Source organism: Thalassospira lucentensis MCCC 1A00383 = DSM 14000 (assembly GCF_000421265.1).
Lineage (GTDB): Bacteria > Pseudomonadota > Alphaproteobacteria > Rhodospirillales > Thalassospiraceae > Thalassospira > Thalassospira lucentensis.
In genome coordinates this window covers 480,151-500,164 of the sequence record NZ_ATWN01000001.1, presented here as the reverse complement: position 1 = coordinate 500,164, position 20,014 = coordinate 480,151, and the positions used below count along the sequence as shown (strand labels likewise).

At 54.1% G+C, this 20,014-nt stretch carries 16 protein-coding genes; 3 read left to right on the top strand and 13 right to left on the bottom strand.

Annotated features, from left to right (window positions below):
* Positions 1-137: 137 nt before the first annotated feature.
* The 4 genes from K355_RS0102375 to K355_RS0102360 form a co-directional block, all read right to left on the bottom strand.
* A complete protein-coding gene (locus tag K355_RS0102375; RefSeq protein ID WP_022730515.1) occupies positions 138-1,394 on the bottom strand; it encodes an MFS transporter in 1,257 nt (418 codons plus the stop codon).
* Positions 1,395-1,470: 76 nt separating this feature from the next.
* A complete protein-coding gene (locus K355_RS0102370) occupies positions 1,471-2,283 on the bottom strand; it encodes a substrate-binding periplasmic protein (RefSeq protein WP_147250377.1) in 813 nt (270 codons plus the stop codon).
* A gap of 202 nt (positions 2,284-2,485) precedes the next feature.
* A complete protein-coding gene (recJ, locus tag K355_RS0102365) occupies positions 2,486-4,282 on the bottom strand; it encodes a single-stranded-DNA-specific exonuclease RecJ (protein WP_022730513.1) in 1,797 nt (598 codons plus the stop codon).
* A 111-nt stretch (positions 4,283-4,393) separates the two neighbouring features.
* Positions 4,394-4,930 carry a peroxiredoxin gene (locus tag K355_RS0102360; RefSeq protein WP_022730512.1) on the bottom strand — a complete coding sequence of 179 codons (537 nt, stop codon included), beginning with the start codon at positions 4,928-4,930 and terminating at the stop codon, positions 4,394-4,396.
* Positions 4,931-5,131: 201 nt separating this feature from the next.
* On the opposite strand from K355_RS0102360, the gene K355_RS0102355 reads away from it, so the two are divergent.
* Entirely contained in the window at positions 5,132-5,452 is a 321-nt protein-coding gene (locus K355_RS0102355; protein WP_022730511.1) for a hypothetical protein, read from the top strand.
* Positions 5,453-5,479: 27 nt separating this feature from the next.
* Here the strand turns inward: K355_RS0102355 and K355_RS0102350 are convergent, their stop codons facing one another.
* From K355_RS0102350 to K355_RS0102330, 5 genes are all read right to left on the bottom strand, one after another.
* Positions 5,480-6,772: an Hsp70 family protein gene (locus K355_RS0102350; protein WP_022730510.1), complete on the bottom strand. Its 1,293-nt coding sequence runs from the start codon at positions 6,770-6,772 to the stop codon at positions 5,480-5,482.
* Between the two features lie 144 nt (positions 6,773-6,916).
* Positions 6,917-7,876, bottom strand: a complete 960-nt coding sequence (glpX, locus tag K355_RS0102345) for a class II fructose-bisphosphatase (protein ID WP_022730509.1) — start codon at positions 7,874-7,876, stop codon at positions 6,917-6,919.
* Positions 7,877-8,156: 280 nt separating this feature from the next.
* Complete coding sequence (locus tag K355_RS0102340; protein ID WP_022730508.1) at positions 8,157-9,461, bottom strand: homoserine dehydrogenase; 1,305 nt, start codon at positions 9,459-9,461, stop codon at positions 8,157-8,159.
* A 125-nt stretch (positions 9,462-9,586) separates the two neighbouring features.
* Entirely contained in the window at positions 9,587-10,828 is a 1,242-nt protein-coding gene (locus tag K355_RS0102335) for an LL-diaminopimelate aminotransferase (protein WP_022730507.1), read from the bottom strand.
* A 308-nt stretch (positions 10,829-11,136) separates the two neighbouring features.
* Positions 11,137-12,489, bottom strand: coding sequence for an OmpA family protein (locus K355_RS0102330; protein WP_245562888.1), 1,353 nt, complete (start codon positions 12,487-12,489; stop codon positions 11,137-11,139).
* Positions 12,490-12,820: 331 nt separating this feature from the next.
* Between K355_RS0102330 and K355_RS0102325 the strand changes: the two genes are divergently transcribed.
* On the top strand, positions 12,821-14,623 hold the full coding sequence (locus K355_RS0102325; RefSeq protein ID WP_022730505.1) for a PHA/PHB synthase family protein: 1,803 nt from the start codon (positions 12,821-12,823) through the stop codon (positions 14,621-14,623).
* 59 nt (positions 14,624-14,682) lie between these two features.
* Here K355_RS0102325 and K355_RS0102320 read toward each other — a convergent pair whose 3' ends face one another.
* Positions 14,683-15,543, bottom strand: coding sequence for a hypothetical protein (locus K355_RS0102320; RefSeq protein ID WP_147250378.1), 861 nt, complete (start codon positions 15,541-15,543; stop codon positions 14,683-14,685).
* Between the two features lie 143 nt (positions 15,544-15,686).
* On the opposite strand from K355_RS0102320, the gene K355_RS0102315 reads away from it, so the two are divergent.
* A complete protein-coding gene (locus tag K355_RS0102315) occupies positions 15,687-16,562 on the top strand; it encodes an NAD(P)-dependent oxidoreductase (RefSeq protein WP_022730503.1) in 876 nt (291 codons plus the stop codon).
* 2 nt (positions 16,563-16,564) lie between these two features.
* Here the strand turns inward: K355_RS0102315 and K355_RS0102310 are convergent, their stop codons facing one another.
* The 3 genes from K355_RS0102310 to K355_RS0102300 form a co-directional block, all read right to left on the bottom strand.
* A complete protein-coding gene (locus K355_RS0102310; RefSeq protein ID WP_245562887.1) occupies positions 16,565-17,887 on the bottom strand; it encodes a cytochrome-c peroxidase in 1,323 nt (440 codons plus the stop codon).
* Between the two features lie 178 nt (positions 17,888-18,065).
* A complete protein-coding gene (locus tag K355_RS0102305; RefSeq protein ID WP_022730501.1) occupies positions 18,066-18,965 on the bottom strand; it encodes a DMT family transporter in 900 nt (299 codons plus the stop codon).
* 152 nt (positions 18,966-19,117) lie between these two features.
* Positions 19,118-19,819 carry a substrate-binding periplasmic protein gene (locus K355_RS0102300; protein ID WP_162142273.1) on the bottom strand — a complete coding sequence of 234 codons (702 nt, stop codon included), beginning with the start codon at positions 19,817-19,819 and terminating at the stop codon, positions 19,118-19,120.
* Between the last annotated feature and the right edge of the window lie 195 nt (positions 19,820-20,014).

Below are 20,014 nucleotides of genomic sequence, written 5' to 3'. Positions count from 1 at the left end.
ATAGGGCCATAACCGGCCAAATCCCGGAAAAACCAAGCCTCCTTGTTTAACCAAGTGGTTTATTTCACGTTTCGTCCTTCCACATAAGGATGAAAGCATGTTGCGACAACCCGAGCCGATGGTCGAACGGTTCCAGATTATCCCTTTTTACGCCGCGCGCCGAACCAGAAACTGATCCCCGCCACACCAAGTCCTACTCCAAGGAAAACAAACATCGCGCGATAGCCATTGGGCGATCCGGCTTCATACTGACCAATGATCAATCCGGCGATGCCTTGCAACACAAACAGCCCGGCAAAAGTTGCAAGGTTGATCGTCGTCAGGGCCCGGCCGATCTGATGTTCCGCAACAGCCTCACGCGAGGCCGCGTAGTTCAGCGTCGCACTGCTACCAAGGAACCCATGCAGCAACAGCAACACCGCAGCCACACCAACCCCCACAGGGCCCACAAACGCCTGTAGCAAACATGTCACCGCCCCAACCAGCACCGCAAAGACGATCAAGCCATGCGTCTTGCCCGCCCACTTGCGTGATAATTGCCCATAGGTCGGCGGCCCAAGGATCATGCCCACCGTCATGATCAGCAGGATATTTCCAACGCCGACCGGCCCGAGATCAAACACATCATGCAAATAAGGTCCGCCCCAAAGCCCGCGCACCGTCAGGATCGTCGGATAGCTGAAAAACGCCACCCCGCACAAAAGCCAGACCTGTCGGTTTTTCCAGACTGAAATCATCCCGCACAGGGCCTCTATAACGGTTTCGCCTTTCTGGTCGGCCTTCGCCCGGCCCGGCGGCGTATCGCGCACAAACAGGAAATCAAGGATCACGGCAAAAACGCTCAATCCCGCCAACCCGTAATACACCACGCGCCAGCCATGGCTTTCGACCAAGGCGGCCAATGGTGTTGCCGATGCCAGAACCCCCAGCAAACTAAACGACACAATCAAACCCGATGTTGCCGCAAACTTTTCGGGTGCCACCCAGCGGGCGGCAAGAACAAGGGCAGACATAAATGCCGCCGAGCACCCCAGTCCAATCACCGCCTGCCCGATCATCAATCCGACAACGCTTTGTGCATTGGCAAAAATCAAAACGCCAACCACCGTTGCCAACATCAGGCAACCGTTGGTCAACCGTGGGCCATAACGGTCCAGCATCACGCCCACCGGAATTTGCATCAGGGCAAAGGCAAAATGGAAACTACCGGAAATCAGACCAAGCTGTTCGGGCGAAACCATAAGCTCCGCGCGTAGCGGTTCGGCGAGAAGCGCCTGAGCGGATCTGAAAAACTGACTGAGTGAAAATGCCAGGAGGATCGGGATCAAAACCGTCAAAAAGGCTTTGAGACCGTGAGAAGAAGATGAGGATGGCGTCGTGGGGTACTGTGTCATGATGCGTCTGGCATAATCCCATCTTGAGATTACGGCAAGTCTTTGCCGCACAAGGAAAATATGCGTTGCTTATTCCTTACTGCCCGATAGACAGATCACCTTCAAGCAGCGGATGCTGATCATCCATCACGCCGTGTTTTGCCATGATACGACCAAACTCCTCGTTTTCGACAATATGATCGTAGGCCGACTGCCAAACCTGCAGGGCAGATGCCGATATTTGTTTTGAAAAAGCCAGATAAAGATCACCACGGCCAAAGCTATAGACCAATTCAAGGTCTTCTCGCGTAAGGGCTGTTTTGTTCAGCTGCTCAAAAAGTTCAATGTCCGAGGAAACCAGAAGATCAATCCGGCCCGCTGCAAGCATCTGGATGCTACTGCCCTGATTGTAGATCGGCTCAAGATTCTCAAAACCATATGTGCGCAATGCCTGCTCATGCGCACCGCCCGCCTGCACGCCAATTGCTTCAACATGGCGCAGCCCCTCAATCGAGCGCAAAGGCGGAGTTCGCCCCACCAATTGGTACATCCCGACACTGGCCTTAACAATCGGACCAACCCAGGCATACTGTTCTTCACGCTGCGCGGTGCGCGTCATTGAAAACCCACCAATCTCCGCCTCATCCTCAAGACGCAGAAGTACGCGCTTCCACGGCAGAACCTCTATTTCCTTATGATAGCCGATGGCTAGAGCCATGGCCTGCACCACCTCGGCACCAACCCCGCGCAATTGACCTGACTCGATAAAATTATACGGTGGATATTCTTCGGTGACGAGTGTGACGTTCCGCGCTTTTTGCAAATCGGACGGGTCCAAACCATCAAGCGGCCCCGCCTGAACAATGGTTCCCGTCATCATCACAACCGCAGCAGTCAGCAAAGCCCTCAACAAGCCCCCGCAACATCGACGCAAAACAGGGTTATTGCGGCAAAGTCGGCTTGCCTGAAGGTCCTGAGGTTCGCCAGAAAGGATCAAAAAGGATACTCGCTTTTAATGCTATTTCAGCACATATGAGCCACGAATTTCACGCAACATGACGATTTATCCTCTTAATATATCAGGGTTTTGCGCCCCCACCAAGACATCACGATCACACCGGAAGGGACACATCATCAATCATCAACTGAACGCCTTCGCGCCCTTGCCAGCTATCACGGCGCAAATGACCAAGAATATGCAACGGACGCCCACCATGCTTGATAAGCGTCTGGCCCATATCATTATCAAGGCACCGAAATGCGATGGCCTTAAGCCGTCCCTTGCCGTTCGCCCCGGTCAGGATACAGCGCACATGATCAGCCCCGACCACATCGGCCTTGATCACCCGGCAATCGACAAAGACAAATCGGGGTTCAGCATTGCCCGCCCCAAACGGCCCCAGATTTTCAAGCGCCTCAATCAGATCAAGGGTCGCGCCTGCGGCATGAAGTGCCCCATCAACCGTGATGGTCGGGCGAATATCGTTTTCGGCAATGATCTTGGCGAAGCGTTCTTCAAGGAATGCTTCAAACGCATCGCGCTTTTCAGGATCAAGGGTAAAGCCCGCCGCCATGCCGTGCCCGCCACCATTGATCAGAAGACCCGATTGGCGTGCAGCAATGATCGCCGCCCCAAGGTCAATGCCACGCACAGATCGTGCTGATCCCTTATAGACCCCATCGACCATCCCCATCACCAGCGACGGCACGTGATACCGGTCCTTAAGCCTGCTTGCGACAATGCCGATCACGCCAGGATGCCAGTCCTCACCACCGACCAGCACCATTGATCCGACTTTTGATTTTCCTTCGGCGGCACTAATTGCCTGATCAAGGACGATATCCTCAATCGCTTTGCGCTCACGGTTATATTCATCAAGCCTGCGCGCGATATCCTGCGCCTCAGCGGGGTTTTCGCCTGAAAGCAGGGTTGTGCCAAGGAAACTTTCGCCAACGCGCCCACCAGCGTTTACACGCGGCCCCAGAACAAACCCAAGGTGATAGGCACTTGGCGTTTCATTCACCCCAGCAATATCGGCCAATGCCGTCATGCCGACATTGGATCGATGACGCATGACCTTGATCCCCTGTGTGACAAAGGCACGGTTCAACCCACGCAGCGGCACAACATCACACACCGTGCCCAACGCCACCAGATCAAGCCAGTTACGCAAATCCGGCGCACGCAGTCCGGCTTTTTCGAGCCAGCCGCGACTGCGCACTTCGCGCAAAATCGCGACACACAGTAAAAACGCCACACCTGCCGCACACAGATTACCAAGACCGCTTTCGTCATCCAGTCGATTGGGGTTCACCACCGCGACCGCAGGCGGCAATTCCGGTTCTGCTGCGTGGTGATCGACCACAATGATCTCGATCCCGGCATCCTTGGCTTCTTGCAGCGGGGCATAGGCAGTCACCCCGCAATCCACGGTTAAGATCAGGTTGGCACCGTTGCGCTGCAATTCCAGCAATGCCGGGGCATTCGGTCCATAGCCCTCTTTCATGCGGTCGGGAATATGGACAGGCACATCGGCGCCAAGAGCGCGGAAAAACCGTTTTAAAAGCGCAGTGCTGGTCGCACCATCAACGTCATAATCACCAAAAACGGCAAGTTTTTCGCCCGCCTCAATCGCATCGGCAATGCGTGCGGCGGCCTTGTCCATGTCCTTTAACGAGGACGGATCGGGCATCAAATCGCGTAAAGTGGGGGTCAGGAAACTTTCGGCGTCATCAAGGCCAATGCCGCGCGACGCCATGACACGCCCGACAATTTCGGGCACCCCGAACCGTTGGGCAATGGTAATGCCAAGCCGCTCATCCAGATCGCGTTCGCGCCACCATTTTCCGGTCGCGGATCGTTCGATCCCCATAAAAGTCTTTTCAAACGCATGATCTGTCATGCCCATGAAATAGCGCAATCTTGGGTCAGCTTAAACTGGATAATTTTTCGGCTCGTACAGTTCGGCCCGAACAATGGCGGAATACGCCAACCATAATCAGCACCCGTGCGTCAAATTTCAGGCCTGCGGATTGTCCCGACACCATTTCAAAACGTTGTCGGCATCTTGTGCGGGTGCCGAAACCGGATAGAACACCTTGGTAATTTTGCCATCGTCCAGAACCATCGTCAGACGCTTGAACAGCCGCATACCTTCGACCTCAAAGTCGGGCATTGCCATGGCCTCCTTGAACCGATGATCGGCATCCGACAACAACGCAAACGGCAAATGAAGGCGCTCGCCCGCTTCTTGCTGGTATTGCGTGCTCTGGCTTGAAAGCCCAAACAGATTGGCGACACCAACGGCTGCGAGTTCTTTGGCGTGATCGCGGAACGAGCAGGATTGCGGCGTGCAGCCCTTGGCCCCGGGAATTTGGTCCCACCCGGCGGGAGATGGTGTTCCCGGTTCGGCGGTCCGTGGATAGGCATAGACAACCGTGCGCCCGGAAAGGACGGACAAATCAACCGACTGCCCGTTTGTTGCCGGCAAGGGAAGTGCGGGCACAATTTGCCCGGTTAGCCGTTCAACGACATGCGTGTCACTTTCCATACTCATCGGTTGTTCTCCCTGATTTCAAATGCGGACCTTCGCATGCCGTTGCCGACCGTGTCCGTTACATTGGCAAATAGATGTGGTCGAACCACCTGAAAAGAAAGGGCGATTGCGCATGGTGGAAAACATCACCTACACCACAACGCATTGCATAGAGCCAAAGACTGTGCAAACTGAGCCCATAACAATAATTGGATACGTGCAATGACTCATAAAAAAGGCCTGCGGATCACCTTGACGATCGTCTCCATCCTCGGCGCGCTTCTGTCGCTGCCGATGGTGATGATGTCGCCAATGATGTTTGATGCACCGGGATCAGAAAATAATCCGATTACCCAACTGATGTTTTACAGCCTTCTGGCCTTCCCGGCCCTGTGTCTTATGGGCGGTATTCTGCCATGGGTGTTAAAACGCCATCCGCTTTCGATCTGGCTTTATGCGTTAAGCGGCTTGGCTGTTGGCTTATTTTTCTCCGCTGTCGTACTCCTGCAAATCCAGTGTGGCGGTGACTTTTCTTGTTCATGAAAAGCCTGCCGACTTGCAGGATTTTAACTAAACAATCCCCTCGTCCGCTGCAATCAGGGCCAAGCCATGGGCGACCGACAAGAACGGTTGGCCGATTTCGATGCGGTCTTTGCCAAAGCCGTCTTCAAACATTTTGCGGACCGCGGGGACATAGGATGTGCCGCCGGTCATAAACACCTTGGACACGTCACCGGCTTTTAAGCCTGCCTGATCAAGGCAGTGTTTGGCTGCGATCTCAATCTCGGCCATGTCTGGCGCAATCGCAGCCTCGAAATCAGCCCGCGTCAGGCGTTCTTCAATCTCCACCCCGCCGTGGGAAAATTGCAGTAAGGCGCTGTCGTTGTCAGACAGCTCAGCCTTGGCTTTCGACACGGTTTGATAGAGATGGAAACCCATTTCTTCTTCAATGATCGCCACCAGATCCTCGATATCATCGGGTTTGGTTGCCGAGCGGATCAGGCTTTTGATTTCATTGATCGTCTTGGGTTGGTTCATCATGGCAAGTTCGTGCCAGCGTGAAAATGCCGTGTAATATTGGCGCGGCACGGGCAGCGTCGCCCCCATGGATTTATAGTCGGAGCCAAAGCCAAGGCGCGGCCAGACAGCCTTCTGGATGATGCGATAATCAAACCGGTCGCCCGCAACACCAAGGCCGGTATGGGCCAATGGTTGCACGCCACGCATGCCAAGACCGGGTGTAAAGCGGATCAGCGAAAAGTCACTCGTCCCACCGCCAAAGTCGGCAACCAGAACGGTTTCGGCCTTTTCAAGTTCACGCCCGTAATAATAGGACGCCGCCAAGGGTTCAAACACCATGGCTTCGACGTCAAAACCGGCCTGCTCATAGGCACTGCGCAGACGCATTTCGGCAAAATCATTGTCCGGGTTACTCCCGGCAAAGGCCACCGGACGCCCGGAAATCACCCGCTGCCCCAACCAGCCAAGGCTGTGCTGCGCGAAATGATGGATTTGCGTGAGGAACGTCGCGATCAAATCTTCGATCGAATAGGTCGTGCCAAAGATATCCGTGCCGTCAAAATCCTTGGATGCAAGGTATGACTTCATCGACTGGATCAGGCGACAATCATGACTTTCACGAAGATACTCGGCAATTGCAAACGGGCCAGACCGGCTTTGCATATGGGTCGGTGCGCCCGGCGCGGTTAGCTCCTGTTCTTCCCAGAAATACAGGATGGTGCGGTAGGTATCAAAACTGTTGGCCCCGACTTCGAACTTTGCCGATTGCACATTTCCCGCACTGTCGGCCACCGCCAAAACGGAATTGGTCGTCCCAAAATCAAGCGCAATAATTTCCGACATTTGGCGGGCTCCGGCGTTTTTTATGTTTTGAAGGGGCGCAGGATGTAACCCAGACCGCCCTGCCCTGCAAGCGATTAGAATACTGGTATAACGACAAAAGGGAGTGCGCCGCACTCCCTTTTGACCATTCCGAAAAGACGGCGCTTATTTGTACCAGATTTTCCGGCTGAAATCGTGGACCGCACGGACATAGCGCACGGTACCTGACTGGCTGCGCATCACGATGCTTTCGGTTTCCGCACCATTGGCAAAACGGCGTACCCCGCGCAACATTGCGCCATCGGTAACGCCCGTGGCGGCAAACATCACATTGCCCTTGGCAAGCTCGCCAAGTTTGTATTTGCGATTGAGGTCTTCGATACCCCATTTTTTCGCACGTGCGATTTCATCGTCATTGCGGAAAACAAGACGCCCCTGGAACTGACCGCCGATACAGCGAAGGGCGGCTGCGGCAAGAACGCCTTCTGGTGCGCCACCGGTGCCCATATAAAGATCAATGCCCGATGTTTTCTGCGAGGTCGCGATCACACCGGCAACATCCCCGTCGCCAATCAACATGATGCGTGCACCTGCTTCGCGGGTTTTGGCAATGATGTCCTGATGGCGCGGACGATCCAGAATACAAACCACAAGATCAGCAACCGCACAGCCCTTGGCCGATGCAAGGTTTTTCAGGTTTTCGGCCGGGCTGGCATCAAGATCAACAACATCGTCTGGCAAACCACCGCCAACGGCGATTTTTTCCATATAGGTATCCGGCGCGTTTAAAAAGCCGCCCTTTTCCGCCATGGCAACAACCGCCAAAGAGTTCGGACCGCCGGTCGCACAGATGGTCGTACCCTCAAGCGGATCAAGCGCGATGTCAATTTCCGGACCTTCGCCCGAACCAACTTCTTCGCCAATGAACAGCATCGGGGCTTCGTCGCGTTCACCTTCACCGATGACGACCGTGCCTCTGATGTCCATGCTGTTAAGCGCATTACGCATCGCATCAACAGCCGCCTGATCAGCAGCCTTTTCATCGCCACGTCCCATCAGACCAGAGCACGCCAGTGCTGCGGCCTCGGTAACCCGGACGGTTTCAAGCGCGAGATTTCGATCCATTTTGTCTTCCTTGTTTCGTGGTGCAGGGTCTGGGGGCCCTGTCTCGTTGTTGTCTTGCTTTATTGTTCTTGTCTTTTCCGCATCCCCCCACCGTACCGGGGGTCTAACTGTAAAAACCTACAGTGGCGCGAAACCTTGATCGAAATATGTCTTTCTACAGGTTTTCTATGACAGTTGCCTCAAGCCACGCGAACCCGCGTGATCATATCAGTCAAACGGCCTGCTGCAACAACGCCCCGCATCTTGACAGGTGCGAGGCGTTTATATCTTGTTTGTTTTATTAAGATGCGAAACTTTCAATCCGCATCAGAACCGGCGGCTGCGAATTGCTTTCAAACGCTGCGATATCTTCGACCGCCCCCGACATGGCGGCTTCGGTTGTTTCATGCGCAACAATCACGACGGGCACAACACCACCTTCAGTTTCAGCCCGGCCATGCTGGATCATGGAGGCCATCGAAACACCGTGCTGGGCAAGGGTCGCGGTCACCTTTGCCATAACCCCGGGACGATCCCAGACCATCAGGCGCAGGTAATAGGCACCAACATGCTTTTCGAGTGACGCACGCACGTTTTTCTTAAGCCGTTCAGCGGGAACACCAAATACCGGTGCGGTACGACCCGCTGCGATATCGACGATATCGGCAACAACGGCGGATGCGGTCGGGCGCTCACCCGCCCCGCGTCCCTGCAGGACAACCGGTCCAACGTAATCGCCTTCAAGCGCGACGGCATTAAACACGCCTTCGACCTTGGAAATCTGTGTTGAACGGTCCACCATTACGGGCGATACGCGCTGCTCAATGCCTTCTGGCGTCTGCTTGGCGATCCCCAGAAGCTTGATGCGGTATCCAAGTTCTTCGGCCAGCTGAATATCAAGGGCCGATACGCTGCGAATGCCTTCAACCGCCACCGCATCGAAATCAACCTCAACCCCAAATGCCAGGCTGGCAAGAATGGCCAGCTTGTGTGCGGCATCAATACCATCAACGTCAAAGGTCGGATCAGACTCGGCATAGCCAAGTTTTTGCGCTTCGGCCAGCACATCGGCAAAATCACGGCCCTGCTCACGCATGGTGGTCAGGATGAAGTTACAGGTCCCGTTCAGGATGCCGGTGACACGCGAAATGGCATTGCCTGCCAAACCTTCGCGAAGCGCCTTAACCACCGGAATGCCGCCAGCAACCGCAGCCTCATAGGCAATGGTGACTTTATTGGCATCGGCAATCTGGGCCAGTTCCGCGCCCTTAAGCGCAATCAGCGCCTTATTGGCGGTGACAACATGTTTGCCGTTTTCAAGGGCGGCCTTGCACACGTCATAGGCAATGCCGTCTGATCCACCGATCAGTTCGACCAGAATGTCGATATCTTTGTCGGCGGCCAAATCACGGGCATCTTCATACCAGGTCAGACCGTCAGTTGAAAAACCACGATCGCGAGTTCGATCACGCGCCGATACCGCTGTAACAACAATCTGGCGACCCGAACGGTCGGTCAGGATGTCGCGATGTTCACTCAGCAGTTTAACGGTTCCGGCACCGACCGTACCGACGCCTGCCACACCGATTTTAACGACGTCTTTCACGATAACTCCTAAGCCCGTGGTTTAATCCGCAAGGACACAAACCGCATCATTTCATGCGTCCTGCATCCTGACAAAGTAACGCCCGGGACATGTCCCGGGCGAAACACAGAATGCTTTATGAGATATCAGACAGATTTCTTCAACAGTTCACGTGCAGAATCTGCATCCGGGCACTTGGAAAAGAACTGTTTGATGTTCCGGTTGGCCTGTCGAATGCGGTGTTTGTTTTCCACCAGTGCAATCCGAACATGACGATCACCATACTCGCCAAAGCCAAGCCCCGGTGCCACCGCAACGCCCGCTTCCTGCAAAAGCAACTTGGAAAAATCAAGCGATCCGAGTTCGGCAAAGGCATCAGGGATCGGTGCCCAAGCAAACATGGTGGCCGCCGGACTTGGGATTTCCCAGCCTGCACTTAATGCACCTTCGATAAAGATATCGCGGCGCTCGCGGTACAGATTACGGAATTCCTCAACGCAATCCTGTGGACCATTAAGGGCGGCGGTTGCCGCGACCTGAACCGGGGTAAACGCACCGTAATCCAGATATGACTTAATCCGCGTCAGGGCGTTGATCAGCTTTTTATTGCCCGTAGCAAAGCCAATGCGCCAGCCGGCCATCGAATAGGTTTTCGAAAGCGAATAGAATTCAACGGCGATATCCTTGGCCCCCTTGCACTGCAAGATCGAGGGTGGTGGATTGCCATCAAAATAAATCTCGGAATAGGCAATATCAGACAGAACATAGATTTCATGCTTACGGCAGAAATCGACAACTTCCTGATAAAATGCCAGATCAACCACAAGTGACGTTGGGTTGGCCGGGAAGTTCAACACAACCGCACTTGGTTTGGGTACGGAGTGTTTTACCGCACGGTGCAATTGTTCCATGAAGCTTTCGGTACTAAACGTGCCCTGATCATCATGGCCAATCGGGATGTGGCGCAATGCGGCACCGGCAATGATGAAACCAAATGCATGGATTGGATAGGACGGGTTGGGCACAAGAAAAATATCACCGGGACTTGTGATCGCAGCCGCCAAGTTGGCAAGCCCTTCCTTGGAGCCAAGGGTCACAACCGTTTCGGTTTCCGGATCAATATCCACCCCGAAACGACGGCCATAGTAAGCCGCCAATGCTTTGCGAAGGCCGGGAATGCCGCGTGACATGGAATAGCCATGCGTGCGCGGGTTCTGAACCGTTTCGACCAGTTTATCGACAATATGCTGTGGGGTGGCCGGGTCCGGGTTACCCATGCCGAAATCAATAATGTCCTCACCCGCGCGCCGTGCCGCCGCCTTCATCGCATTTACTTCTGCGAATACATAGGGCGGGAGACGTTTTATGCGGTGGAAGTCTTGGGACATTATCCTACATCCTCATCAAATTGGCGATTTTCGAATTTTATGCGAAAATCACATCCTCGAATTTACGAAAATTGCGTAGAGGCACCTAAAAAAGGCGCTTCACAGCGTACAATTCGAAGGATTTACCTTTTCTGGGAGAATGACTCAACGAATTAATGCACTTGAACCGTGCTTAAATTCAAAACCGGGCACATCCAGCCCCCTGAAACAACATCAGCGCGGAAAGGCATGCCCTTCCGCGCTGATGATATTCGTTCATTCTACCCTGCGAACCTCTGTCCGATCAGGTGATACTTTTAAAGTCGCGATCAGTAATCGAGGAAGATTTCCACGCGACGGTTGCCTGCCTCACCGGCCGGAACACCTTCGTAATACCGCGGATCAGCCGAGCCATCGGCCCCAACAAAGATCGCGCCTGGATTAACCCCAAGTGACAACAGGCGTGACACAACTGCCGACGCACGTTTTTCTGAAACGTGGCGGTTTGCCTGCATATGCTCTTCAAGGCTCATGTTCGCAGTTCGCATTGACGCATGGCCAATCACCCGAATGGCGCCGCCAGTCTGCTGCCAGGTAGTGGCAACCTGTTGCAGGACATTGCCGTCACTGCCGCCAAGGTTTGATGAACCATGGCCAAACTGGATTTGTGCAATCTGAACACCATTGACAGACGGACCAGCCTGATTGATCGACCGCACGCCAAGGCGGGATGCCAGCATGTCGTTGGTTTCCGACATATCCATTGTCATGGTGTCGCCACCATAAACCGGATCGGAACCGCCAAACTGGCTTTCATCGACAGTGACCGCGCCATTGTCAGAATACATCGAGTAGTCGAAGTCCTCACCCTGACCAACTGGTGCATACGATGCCGCCGGTTCATTGGCAAACTGGCCCTGACCTTCGGCAAGGCGGCGCTGATACTGATCCATCACCGGATCACCAGACGACGGTGCGCTTGACTGTTGTGGCGAAGTTGTACGACCGGCCTCTGCGGCCTGTGCAGCCTCATAGGCGGCCAACTGCTCGGCCTCACGCTCACTGGCGGTTGATGCGGCACCTGCAGCAGCCCCTGCTGCGGCACCCGCCACAACAGCCGGACGATCAGGTGCAGCTTCCGGGGTTGGAATCGGGCCGGAGGTTGGTGACTTTGCCGACCACTCATCGGCGATTTTCGATCCCGACTGTGCCGATGTAACGCCACTGGTCGCAGCCGTCGTTGTTTTGGTGGCACGGGTTGTCGCCGCACTGGTCGCATCGGCCATTGCACTGCTGCTCACCGGGGTGGTGGGTGCTGGCTGGATAACGGGTTCAGATGCAGAAACTTCTGGTGCAGACTGCAACGCATTGACCGGATCGGACGTCTGACGACGGCCCCCTTGGGTATATTGCGCATTGGTGCGATCCGCAGCAAGGCCCGCAATCAGGGCATCGCGCTCTTGATCGCCAGTCACAATAGGCTTGGCCGGAGTATCTGACAGGCTCGGATATTCGCCGTCTTCACCGGGAATGGCTTCTTCGGACTTGGCGGTTTCATCGCCTTCGCCGTCGAACATATCGCCAACGGATTTGCCCCACTCCACCGGATTGATCGCATCAGGAACCGAAGAACAGGCGCCCAGTGTCATGACCACCGCCAGCGCAGAACCGGTCTGCAGCAATAGCCGCAGCTTCCCCCTTGCAGTCTCCTGCCACGACCACTGCCCTGTCGTCGATTTCAGAACGCCCATTTGTTTTCGCTGCTCCAAACTTTGGTTTGATGACGCCTGCGTTGAATAAGCCTGCAAAACGTCACCTTATAATTCTTGTACTACCCCATACCGGCAAGCTAGGCTAAGACCATGATTAGCTTGTGATCAAGCAGAGTTTCAACCCGGCGCGCCAAATGGATAGCCGGAACATGAAACGTAAAAAGTCTTGCGATATTGCAAAGATGCTTACCACGTTTTTGTGTTACGCCCTATCCATCGCGGTATCATAAGGGAATGCCCCATGAGCGATCAACAGGCCAAAGAAACTGAACTCAATCACCCGGACCCCGAAAAACTGTCAGAAGCAATGGCAGAAATTGCCGAAAGAAGTCAACGACTTGTCGCAGACTTCCTCGCAAAACAGGCTGAAGACCCTGAAATTTCTGATCCTGACCCCCTTAATATCGGCTCGGCCTTTGTCGAATTAACCAGCCAGATCATGCAAAACCCGACCAAATTGGTCGAGGCGCAAATGGATTTGTGGCAGCAATATTATATGCTGTGGCATAACACAACGCTGCGCATGATGGGCGAAGAATCCGAACCTGTGGCGTCACCGCTGCGCGGGGATCGTCGATTCCGTGACGAAGCGTGGGAAAATAATGAAGTCTTTGACTACATCAAACAGTCCTACCTTCTGTCATCGCAATGGATGCAAAATCTTGTCCATGACGTTGACGGTCTGGATGACAAAACAGCCCAGAAGGTGGAGTTTTATACCCGCCAGTTTGCCGATGCGATTTCACCGACCAACTTCCTGATGACCAACCCGGAAGTTCTGCGCACCACCATCGAAAGTGGCGGCGAGAATTTGCTTAAGGGGCTGCAAAATCTTCTGGGCGACCTTGAACGTGGCAAGGGCAAACTGCAAATCCGCATGACGGACCTTGATGCGTTCAAGATTGGCGAAAACGTCGCCACCAGCGAAGGATCGGTCGTCGGCAGAACCCCCTTGATGGAATTGCAACAATATACGCCAAGCACCGATAAGGTCGCCAAACGCCCGCTTATGATCGTGCCGCCATGGATCAACAAATATTACATTCTTGATCTGCGCCCGGAAAATTCCTTCATCAAATGGGCTGTCGATCAGGGACACACCGTGTTTGTCCTGTCATGGGTCAACCCCGACAGCGAACTGGCCGAAAAAAGCTTTGAAGATTATGCCAAGGAAGGCGTGCTTGCGGCTTTGGACATGATTGAAAAAGCAACAGGTGAAAGCGACGTCAACGCGATTGGCTATTGCCTTGGTGGGACGCTGCTAAGCTCCACCCTTGCCTATATGGCCAAAACAGGGGATGACCGGATTAAATCCGCAACATTCTTTACCACCCTGATGGATTTTGAAAAATCGGGTGAACTGTCGGTCTTTGTCGATGATGAACAGATCAAAAGTCTCGAAAACAAGATGTCCAAGGAGGGCTATCTTGATGGGCGGGACATGTCGATGTCGTTTAACATGTTGCGTGCCAATGACCTGATCTGGTCGTTTGTCGTCAACAACTATATGCTGGGCAAAGACCCCTTCCCGTTTGACCTTCTGTATTGGAATTCCGATTCCACCCGCATGCCAAAGGCCATGCACAGTTTCTATATGCGCAATATGTATAATAAAAACCTGCTGCGTGAACCCGGCGGAATTTCAATTCTGGGCGAGCCGATTGACCTGCGCAACATCAAAATCCCGGTCTATTTCCTATCCACTCGCGAAGACCACATCGCGCCGTGGCAGGCAACCTATGCCGGAACGCAACTGATGTCCGGTCAGGTTAAATTCGTATTGTCAGCATCGGGTCATATTGCCGGTGTGGTCAATCCGCCTGCGGCCAAGAAATATTGCTATTGGACCTATAACCGCACCCCGGAAAACCCTGAAGACTGGATCGCCAAGGCAGCCCAGCACGACGGATCATGGTGGACAGACTGGCAAAACTGGATCAGTCGTCGATCGGGTGGCAAAGTCGATGCGCGCAAACCCGGCGACGGCAAGCTCAAGGTCCTTGGCCCGGCACCGGGCGATTACGTCAAAGTGCGCTTGTCTTAAGCCCGCACCATATTCAGGCACAAAAAAAGACGCGCTGTATCCATAACAGCGCGTCTTTTTCATGGGATCAAATAGATTTCACACCCTTCAATCGGAAGATCAATTTCATATTCTTCCGCCTTGTGATCAAACCTGAAAACTGCATCAAAACTGCAAGAAAGGTCTGCCGCACGCACCATTTCCTGTTTACTCAACTGCGGCCGGACACTTGAGTCCGTGCCAAGATCAGCGTTTGGCGGAAACCGGCTGGCACGCGCAACATACCGAAGCGACGGCATGTTTCCTTGCCCCGCGTCATCGTCACCAACCTGCGCACCAACGTCCGATAGTGGCGTAATGCTGGCTTCAAAATCATACTCATCATGGCACACCTGATGGCGGTCGATCACGTCATGTTCGCTAAAGCAGGCCCGGATCATTTTGGACGCTTCCAGTGGCACCGTTGCAACCATGCCAAGTACGGGCGGCGTTCCTGTCGGGTTGTTTCCCGGCGTCGGGTCCACCCGAATGAGTGACAGCATCGCAACAGATGCGCCACCGCCTGAATATCCAACCGTCGTGGTCGTCACAATTCCCATAAGAAATGCACCACGGCGTTGCGGATCATGAAACCGGTGCGGCCAAATGCCGGTTTTGCGCCAACCGCCATTGCCGTCATGTCGCCTTTTCCCCAGAATGATTTCCTGACGCGTCACCTCTTTGCCGTCGCGCAGGACAAGAAGAAGCGGTGTGTGCCCCTCGCCGGCGTTACTGGGTTTCTGGGCAAGACCAAAACACCAGTCCATCGTCTCGTCGCAATAAAACTGGCCGCTGGGATCTGCCTTTAAGTCGCTTTCCCTAAAATCGGCCGATGCCGCAAATGGCCATAGCGTTACCGCCATCGCGAAAATCATCGAAAAAGAAGTTCTGATACCGGTCACGTCATTTCCCTGTTTTGGACTGCCAACACCACAATCACCTTTATTCAAGGGTTTGGCATGATACATTCATGGCAAATTGTGGCATCACCAATCGCAAGATACCGCGCAAATTGCATAATGTAGAATACAGGATAAACCACATCATGACCCAAACGATCGGATTTCTGGGAACTGGCCGCATGGCATCGGCAATGATCATCCGTTCCCTTAAGCAGGGTTATGCCGTTCAAGTCTGGAACCGAAGCACAGCTAAAACCGAGCCGCTTGTTACCTTGGGGGCCAAAGCCTGCGCCACACCGGCCGACGCGGCACGCAACGCCGATATGGTAATCTCCTTTATGGCCGATGACAGCGGTGCACAGGCCGTCTGGCTGGGCGTTGACGGTGCACTTTCCGCCATGAAACCCGAAACACTGGCGATTGAATGCTCCACCCTGTCGCATGGCTTCGTCCTGGAACTTTCCGCAAAGATCACAGCAACAGGCTGCGCCTATATCGACGCGCCCGTAACCGGCGTTCCCGCTGATATCCAGGCAGGCAACACCGTCTTTCTGATCGGCGCAGATAATGCGGTTCTTGATCGCGCCCGGCCATTCATGAATGCCGTTGGTAAACAGATTGTTCATTTCGGCCCGATTGGATCGGGCACGGTGTATAAACTGATGCACAACCTTCTTGGCGCGGTGCATATCGCTGCGGCCGCCGAACTGGTCGCGGTTGCGCAAAAGGCTGGTCTGGATGGTGATTTGGTCGCGGAAACATTCGCCAAAGGGGCAAACGCCAGCATGTCGGGCAAAATAACAGTTCCCGGCATGGTCAGCGGCAACCATCACGAAGGCATTCACTTCACAACCGGCCTTCGCGCCAAGGATGCAAGCTATGCGATACAACTGGCAACCGATATGGGAATGTCCCTGCCCGTTGGCCGGGCGGCATCGGATGTCTTTACAAAGGCAACATCGGACGGCTTTGGTGACTTGGCGCAAAGTGCGGTGATCGAGACGCTTAAAACCAATTAAAATCAGTTCTTTGCCGCTTGTTCTTCCTGATCTGCCAGAAGCGGTTCATAGCGTGCATCGGTTAGCGTTTTCAAAAACGCGACAATCGCATTGATGCGTTTGCTATCAAGCGCATCGCCCTGCTCAAGCTCGGTCAGTGAAATCGTACCGACCACTTCCGCATCGCCCCACGGCTTGCCGGTTTCCGGGTTGGTCTGATTGGCTTTCGCGCGGCTGTTGTACTTGTTATAAAACCGCACGACGGTAGAAAGATCGGAAAACACACCGTTATGCATATAGGGGCCCGTCACCGCAACATTGCGCAATGACGGGGTTTTGTATTTGCCACGATAACCCGCGTCCTCAATCGCCGGGTTATCCAGCAACCCGTTATCGGTGAATGCCACATCCTTGTCATTGGCACCGCGTGTGGCGACATTGCGCGGCACGCCGATGTTGTGGAATTCGTAATTGGTGAAGGTTTCACCCTCTGCCGTTGGGCTGGCTTTCAACATGTGGCAGGTATTGCAGTTGGTAAACTGCTGCGAGAAGAACAATACCCGACCGAGCTCCTCCTGCGGCGTCATTTTGTACTCACCACGCAGGAACCGGTCATATTTACTGTCGAACGGGGCGAATTCATCGGTTTCCTCAAAGGCTGCTATGGCCTGCGTCATCGCGCGATAGGCCGCATCATCATCTGACCAGACATCATCGCCAAACAGCGCCTTGAACCCGGCAAAGTAATCTTCATCATCACGCAGCCGTGCGATCAGGGGCTGCTTATCGGCCATGCCCATTTCAATCGGGTTCAATGGCGGCCCACCGGCCTGCTCGGCCAAATCAGCCGCACGCCCATCCCAGAACTGCCCCCCGACTGCGACACCATCTTCGCGGACATGGAATGTCGGCGAAAACTTCGCATAGGCCGCCATCGGCGCATTCCGGTCACCAAGACTTTTGCCGTCATCACCTTGTGAAAACGCCCCGTCCGCCACATCAAAGCGCGGATCGCGAAACGCGGTTGATGGATCGTGACAGGTGGCACAGGCTTGCGTGCGGTTGGCCGAAAGACGGGTATCGAAATAAAGCGCCTCGCCCAATGCCGCCCGGTCTTCAAACGGGCTGTCTTGCAGGCTATCGGTGGCTGCGGCAATTTCACGCACAGTCGGGTTGGCGGAAACGCCATGTGCATCGCCAACAAGCTTACGCAAGAAGTCTTGCTGCGTCGTGGTTTCAGAACCCTGCGCGCCACCAGCCATTCCTGCAGCCATCACCATGGCAACGGCCATGATGGCCGCACCGGAACGGACAGGTTTGAAACAACGACATTTTAGAACACGCATGGCGGGCACTTTTAACTTCTGCAAAACGGGGCGAAACGGTGTATATCAGCATCGTAAATGATACTCATTTACACCCCAGATTTGCCCCCTGCTTTGATAAAAGTCAATGCCCGCATGAACATCTCTCCATGGCAGGATAGCATCAGGCACAAGCGCCCGACATCAAGGCAGATTGTTTTTATACCGCAACGCGCGGGCGACGGCGCATCATTGGCAACAGCTGCACGCCAACAATTGCTGCCAAAATAACGCCGCAACCGGCATATTCCGCCGGTGCCAGACGTTCACCAAGGAACCACGCGCCCGCAATGGCGGCAAATACCGCCTCGGCACTCATGATGATGGCGGCATCGGCGGCTTCGGTATAATTCTGGGCCACCGCCTGCAGGGTAAAGGCAATCCCGGCCGACATGATCCCGGCATAGAGGATTTCAAATCCGGCATTATAGATATCGGCAAAACTGAACGTTTCGGTCATGGCTCCCATCACCATCCCCAGAATACCGGTAATGAAAAACTGGGTTGCGGCAACCAGTGCCGGGGCATTGGTGCGATTGACCATCACACCGATCAAAACGACCTGTGTCGCCCAGAATACCGCACTGCCCATCACCCAAAAATCGCCCGAACCCAATGCCGAAAGGTTACCCCCGCTCAGCATATACGTGCCAAGAACGCACATCATCCCACCCGGCCAAACCGACCAGTGCGGACGCGCCCGAAAAACGAAAAAGGCCAAAACCGGCACCATCGGCACATAAAACGCCGTCAGGAATGCCGCATTGGTTACGGTTGTAGAAATAATACCGATTTGCTGCAGAATGCTGGCCAGATACATCGAAATGCCCGTGGCCACCAATCCAAACACATCAAGCCGCGAAAGCGCCCCGCCACTGCGTTTGATTTTGCGCAGATCACGTAACGCAAACGGCAATACCGCCAATGTCCCCAGCAGGAACCGCACACCCGTAAAATATTGCGGGCCGATGTTTTCCATACCGGTTTGCTGAACAACAAAGGTTGTGCCCCAGATCAGGGCGACAAAGACAATTACGGCGTTTGCCTGCCAACGAGTCATATCCCGGTTCCGTTTCCTGTGACCGGGCGTGGTGGCGCACGGTAAAGTTATCTTATGAAGGAGTGGTGTCTTGCTATCGTATGCCAGAAATATCCGCAAGACAGATACGTGCAAACGCAGCCAAAATCACATGCGCGTCATCTTATCCGAACCTATTGGGTTTCTATTGCCTGCGGTCCATAAAGCTGTTGATAGCGCGCGGAGGAAACCTCCTGCTTGATGGCGGCATCAAGCAGACGGACCAGTTCAGGCGCAATGGTTTTGCGCGAATACATTAACCGCACAGGTTCCTTGCCCAGCATGAAAGGATGGATTTCCACCAAATCTCCAACACCCATCTTTTCCGCCTGCGCAATTGAGGCCAAGGGCATCCCCAACATCATATCGATGCGCCCATTCACCAATAAATTGAGTCCATGCGGGGCAATCGAATAATCAACCACATACTTGGCCGAATCTGATCGGGCTAAAAATCTTTCAAACACTTCGCCACGATATGCACTACGTACGCGCCCAATTCTAAGGTCATACTTCACAACGTCGTCAAGGCTGGTCACATTAAATGCCCTGACATCACCGTGTCGGACGACAAACCCGGTTACATCATTGCGGTATGGTGCGGAAAACAACGCATACTCTAATCGTTCTTGGGTCAAAGACGCAGACGGTAGAATGTCAATCTCTCCCTCACGCACTTCTAGCAGCGACCTCTTCCATGGTCTGAAAACAAAGCGAAATTTACATCCAATGGCATCCATCACGCGGGCCATAAACAGGTTATCAATGCCCACAGCAGTTCCGTTCACATCTTTGATGCTAAACGGCTCATACGCTTCAGACGCACGAATGGTCAAGGGCCGCTCACACGCGACCATCGGCTTGGTCGATCCACTGCGCGTCGTTGTCACGACCACAGTCAAGGATACGAACAAGCCAAGCAAGAACAGCCTGCCAGGCATTTCAATCACTCTCTTTACATCCGTGTCATACCCGTTTCGCAATGCATCATCGGGTACGCCGAACTTTTGATTGTTGATCGTAACGACATA

What these genes read in the sequence shown, in the direction of transcription:
- K355_RS0102375 (WP_022730515.1), bottom strand. Translation starts at nt 1,394, where the DNA reads ATGACACAGTACCCCACGACGCCATCCTCATCTTCTTCTCACGGTCTC.
- recJ (WP_022730513.1), bottom strand. Translation starts at nt 4,282, where the DNA reads ATGGGCATGACAGATCATGCGTTTGAAAAGACTTTTATGGGGATCGAA.
- K355_RS0102360 (WP_022730512.1), bottom strand. Translation starts at nt 4,930, where the DNA reads ATGAGTATGGAAAGTGACACGCATGTCGTTGAACGGCTAACCGGGCAA.
- K355_RS0102355 (WP_022730511.1), top strand. Translation starts at nt 5,132, where the DNA reads ATGACTCATAAAAAAGGCCTGCGGATCACCTTGACGATCGTCTCCATC.
- K355_RS0102350 (WP_022730510.1), bottom strand. Translation starts at nt 6,772, where the DNA reads ATGTCGGAAATTATTGCGCTTGATTTTGGGACGACCAATTCCGTTTTG.
- glpX (WP_022730509.1), bottom strand. Translation starts at nt 7,876, where the DNA reads ATGGATCGAAATCTCGCGCTTGAAACCGTCCGGGTTACCGAGGCCGCA.
- K355_RS0102335 (WP_022730507.1), bottom strand. Translation starts at nt 10,828, where the DNA reads ATGTCCCAAGACTTCCACCGCATAAAACGTCTCCCGCCCTATGTATTC.
- K355_RS0102325 (WP_022730505.1), top strand. Translation starts at nt 12,821, where the DNA reads ATGAGCGATCAACAGGCCAAAGAAACTGAACTCAATCACCCGGACCCC.
- K355_RS0102315 (WP_022730503.1), top strand. Translation starts at nt 15,687, where the DNA reads ATGACCCAAACGATCGGATTTCTGGGAACTGGCCGCATGGCATCGGCA.
- K355_RS0102310 (WP_245562887.1), bottom strand. Translation starts at nt 17,887, where the DNA reads ATGCGTGTTCTAAAATGTCGTTGTTTCAAACCTGTCCGTTCCGGTGCG.
- K355_RS0102305 (WP_022730501.1), bottom strand. Translation starts at nt 18,965, where the DNA reads ATGACTCGTTGGCAGGCAAACGCCGTAATTGTCTTTGTCGCCCTGATC.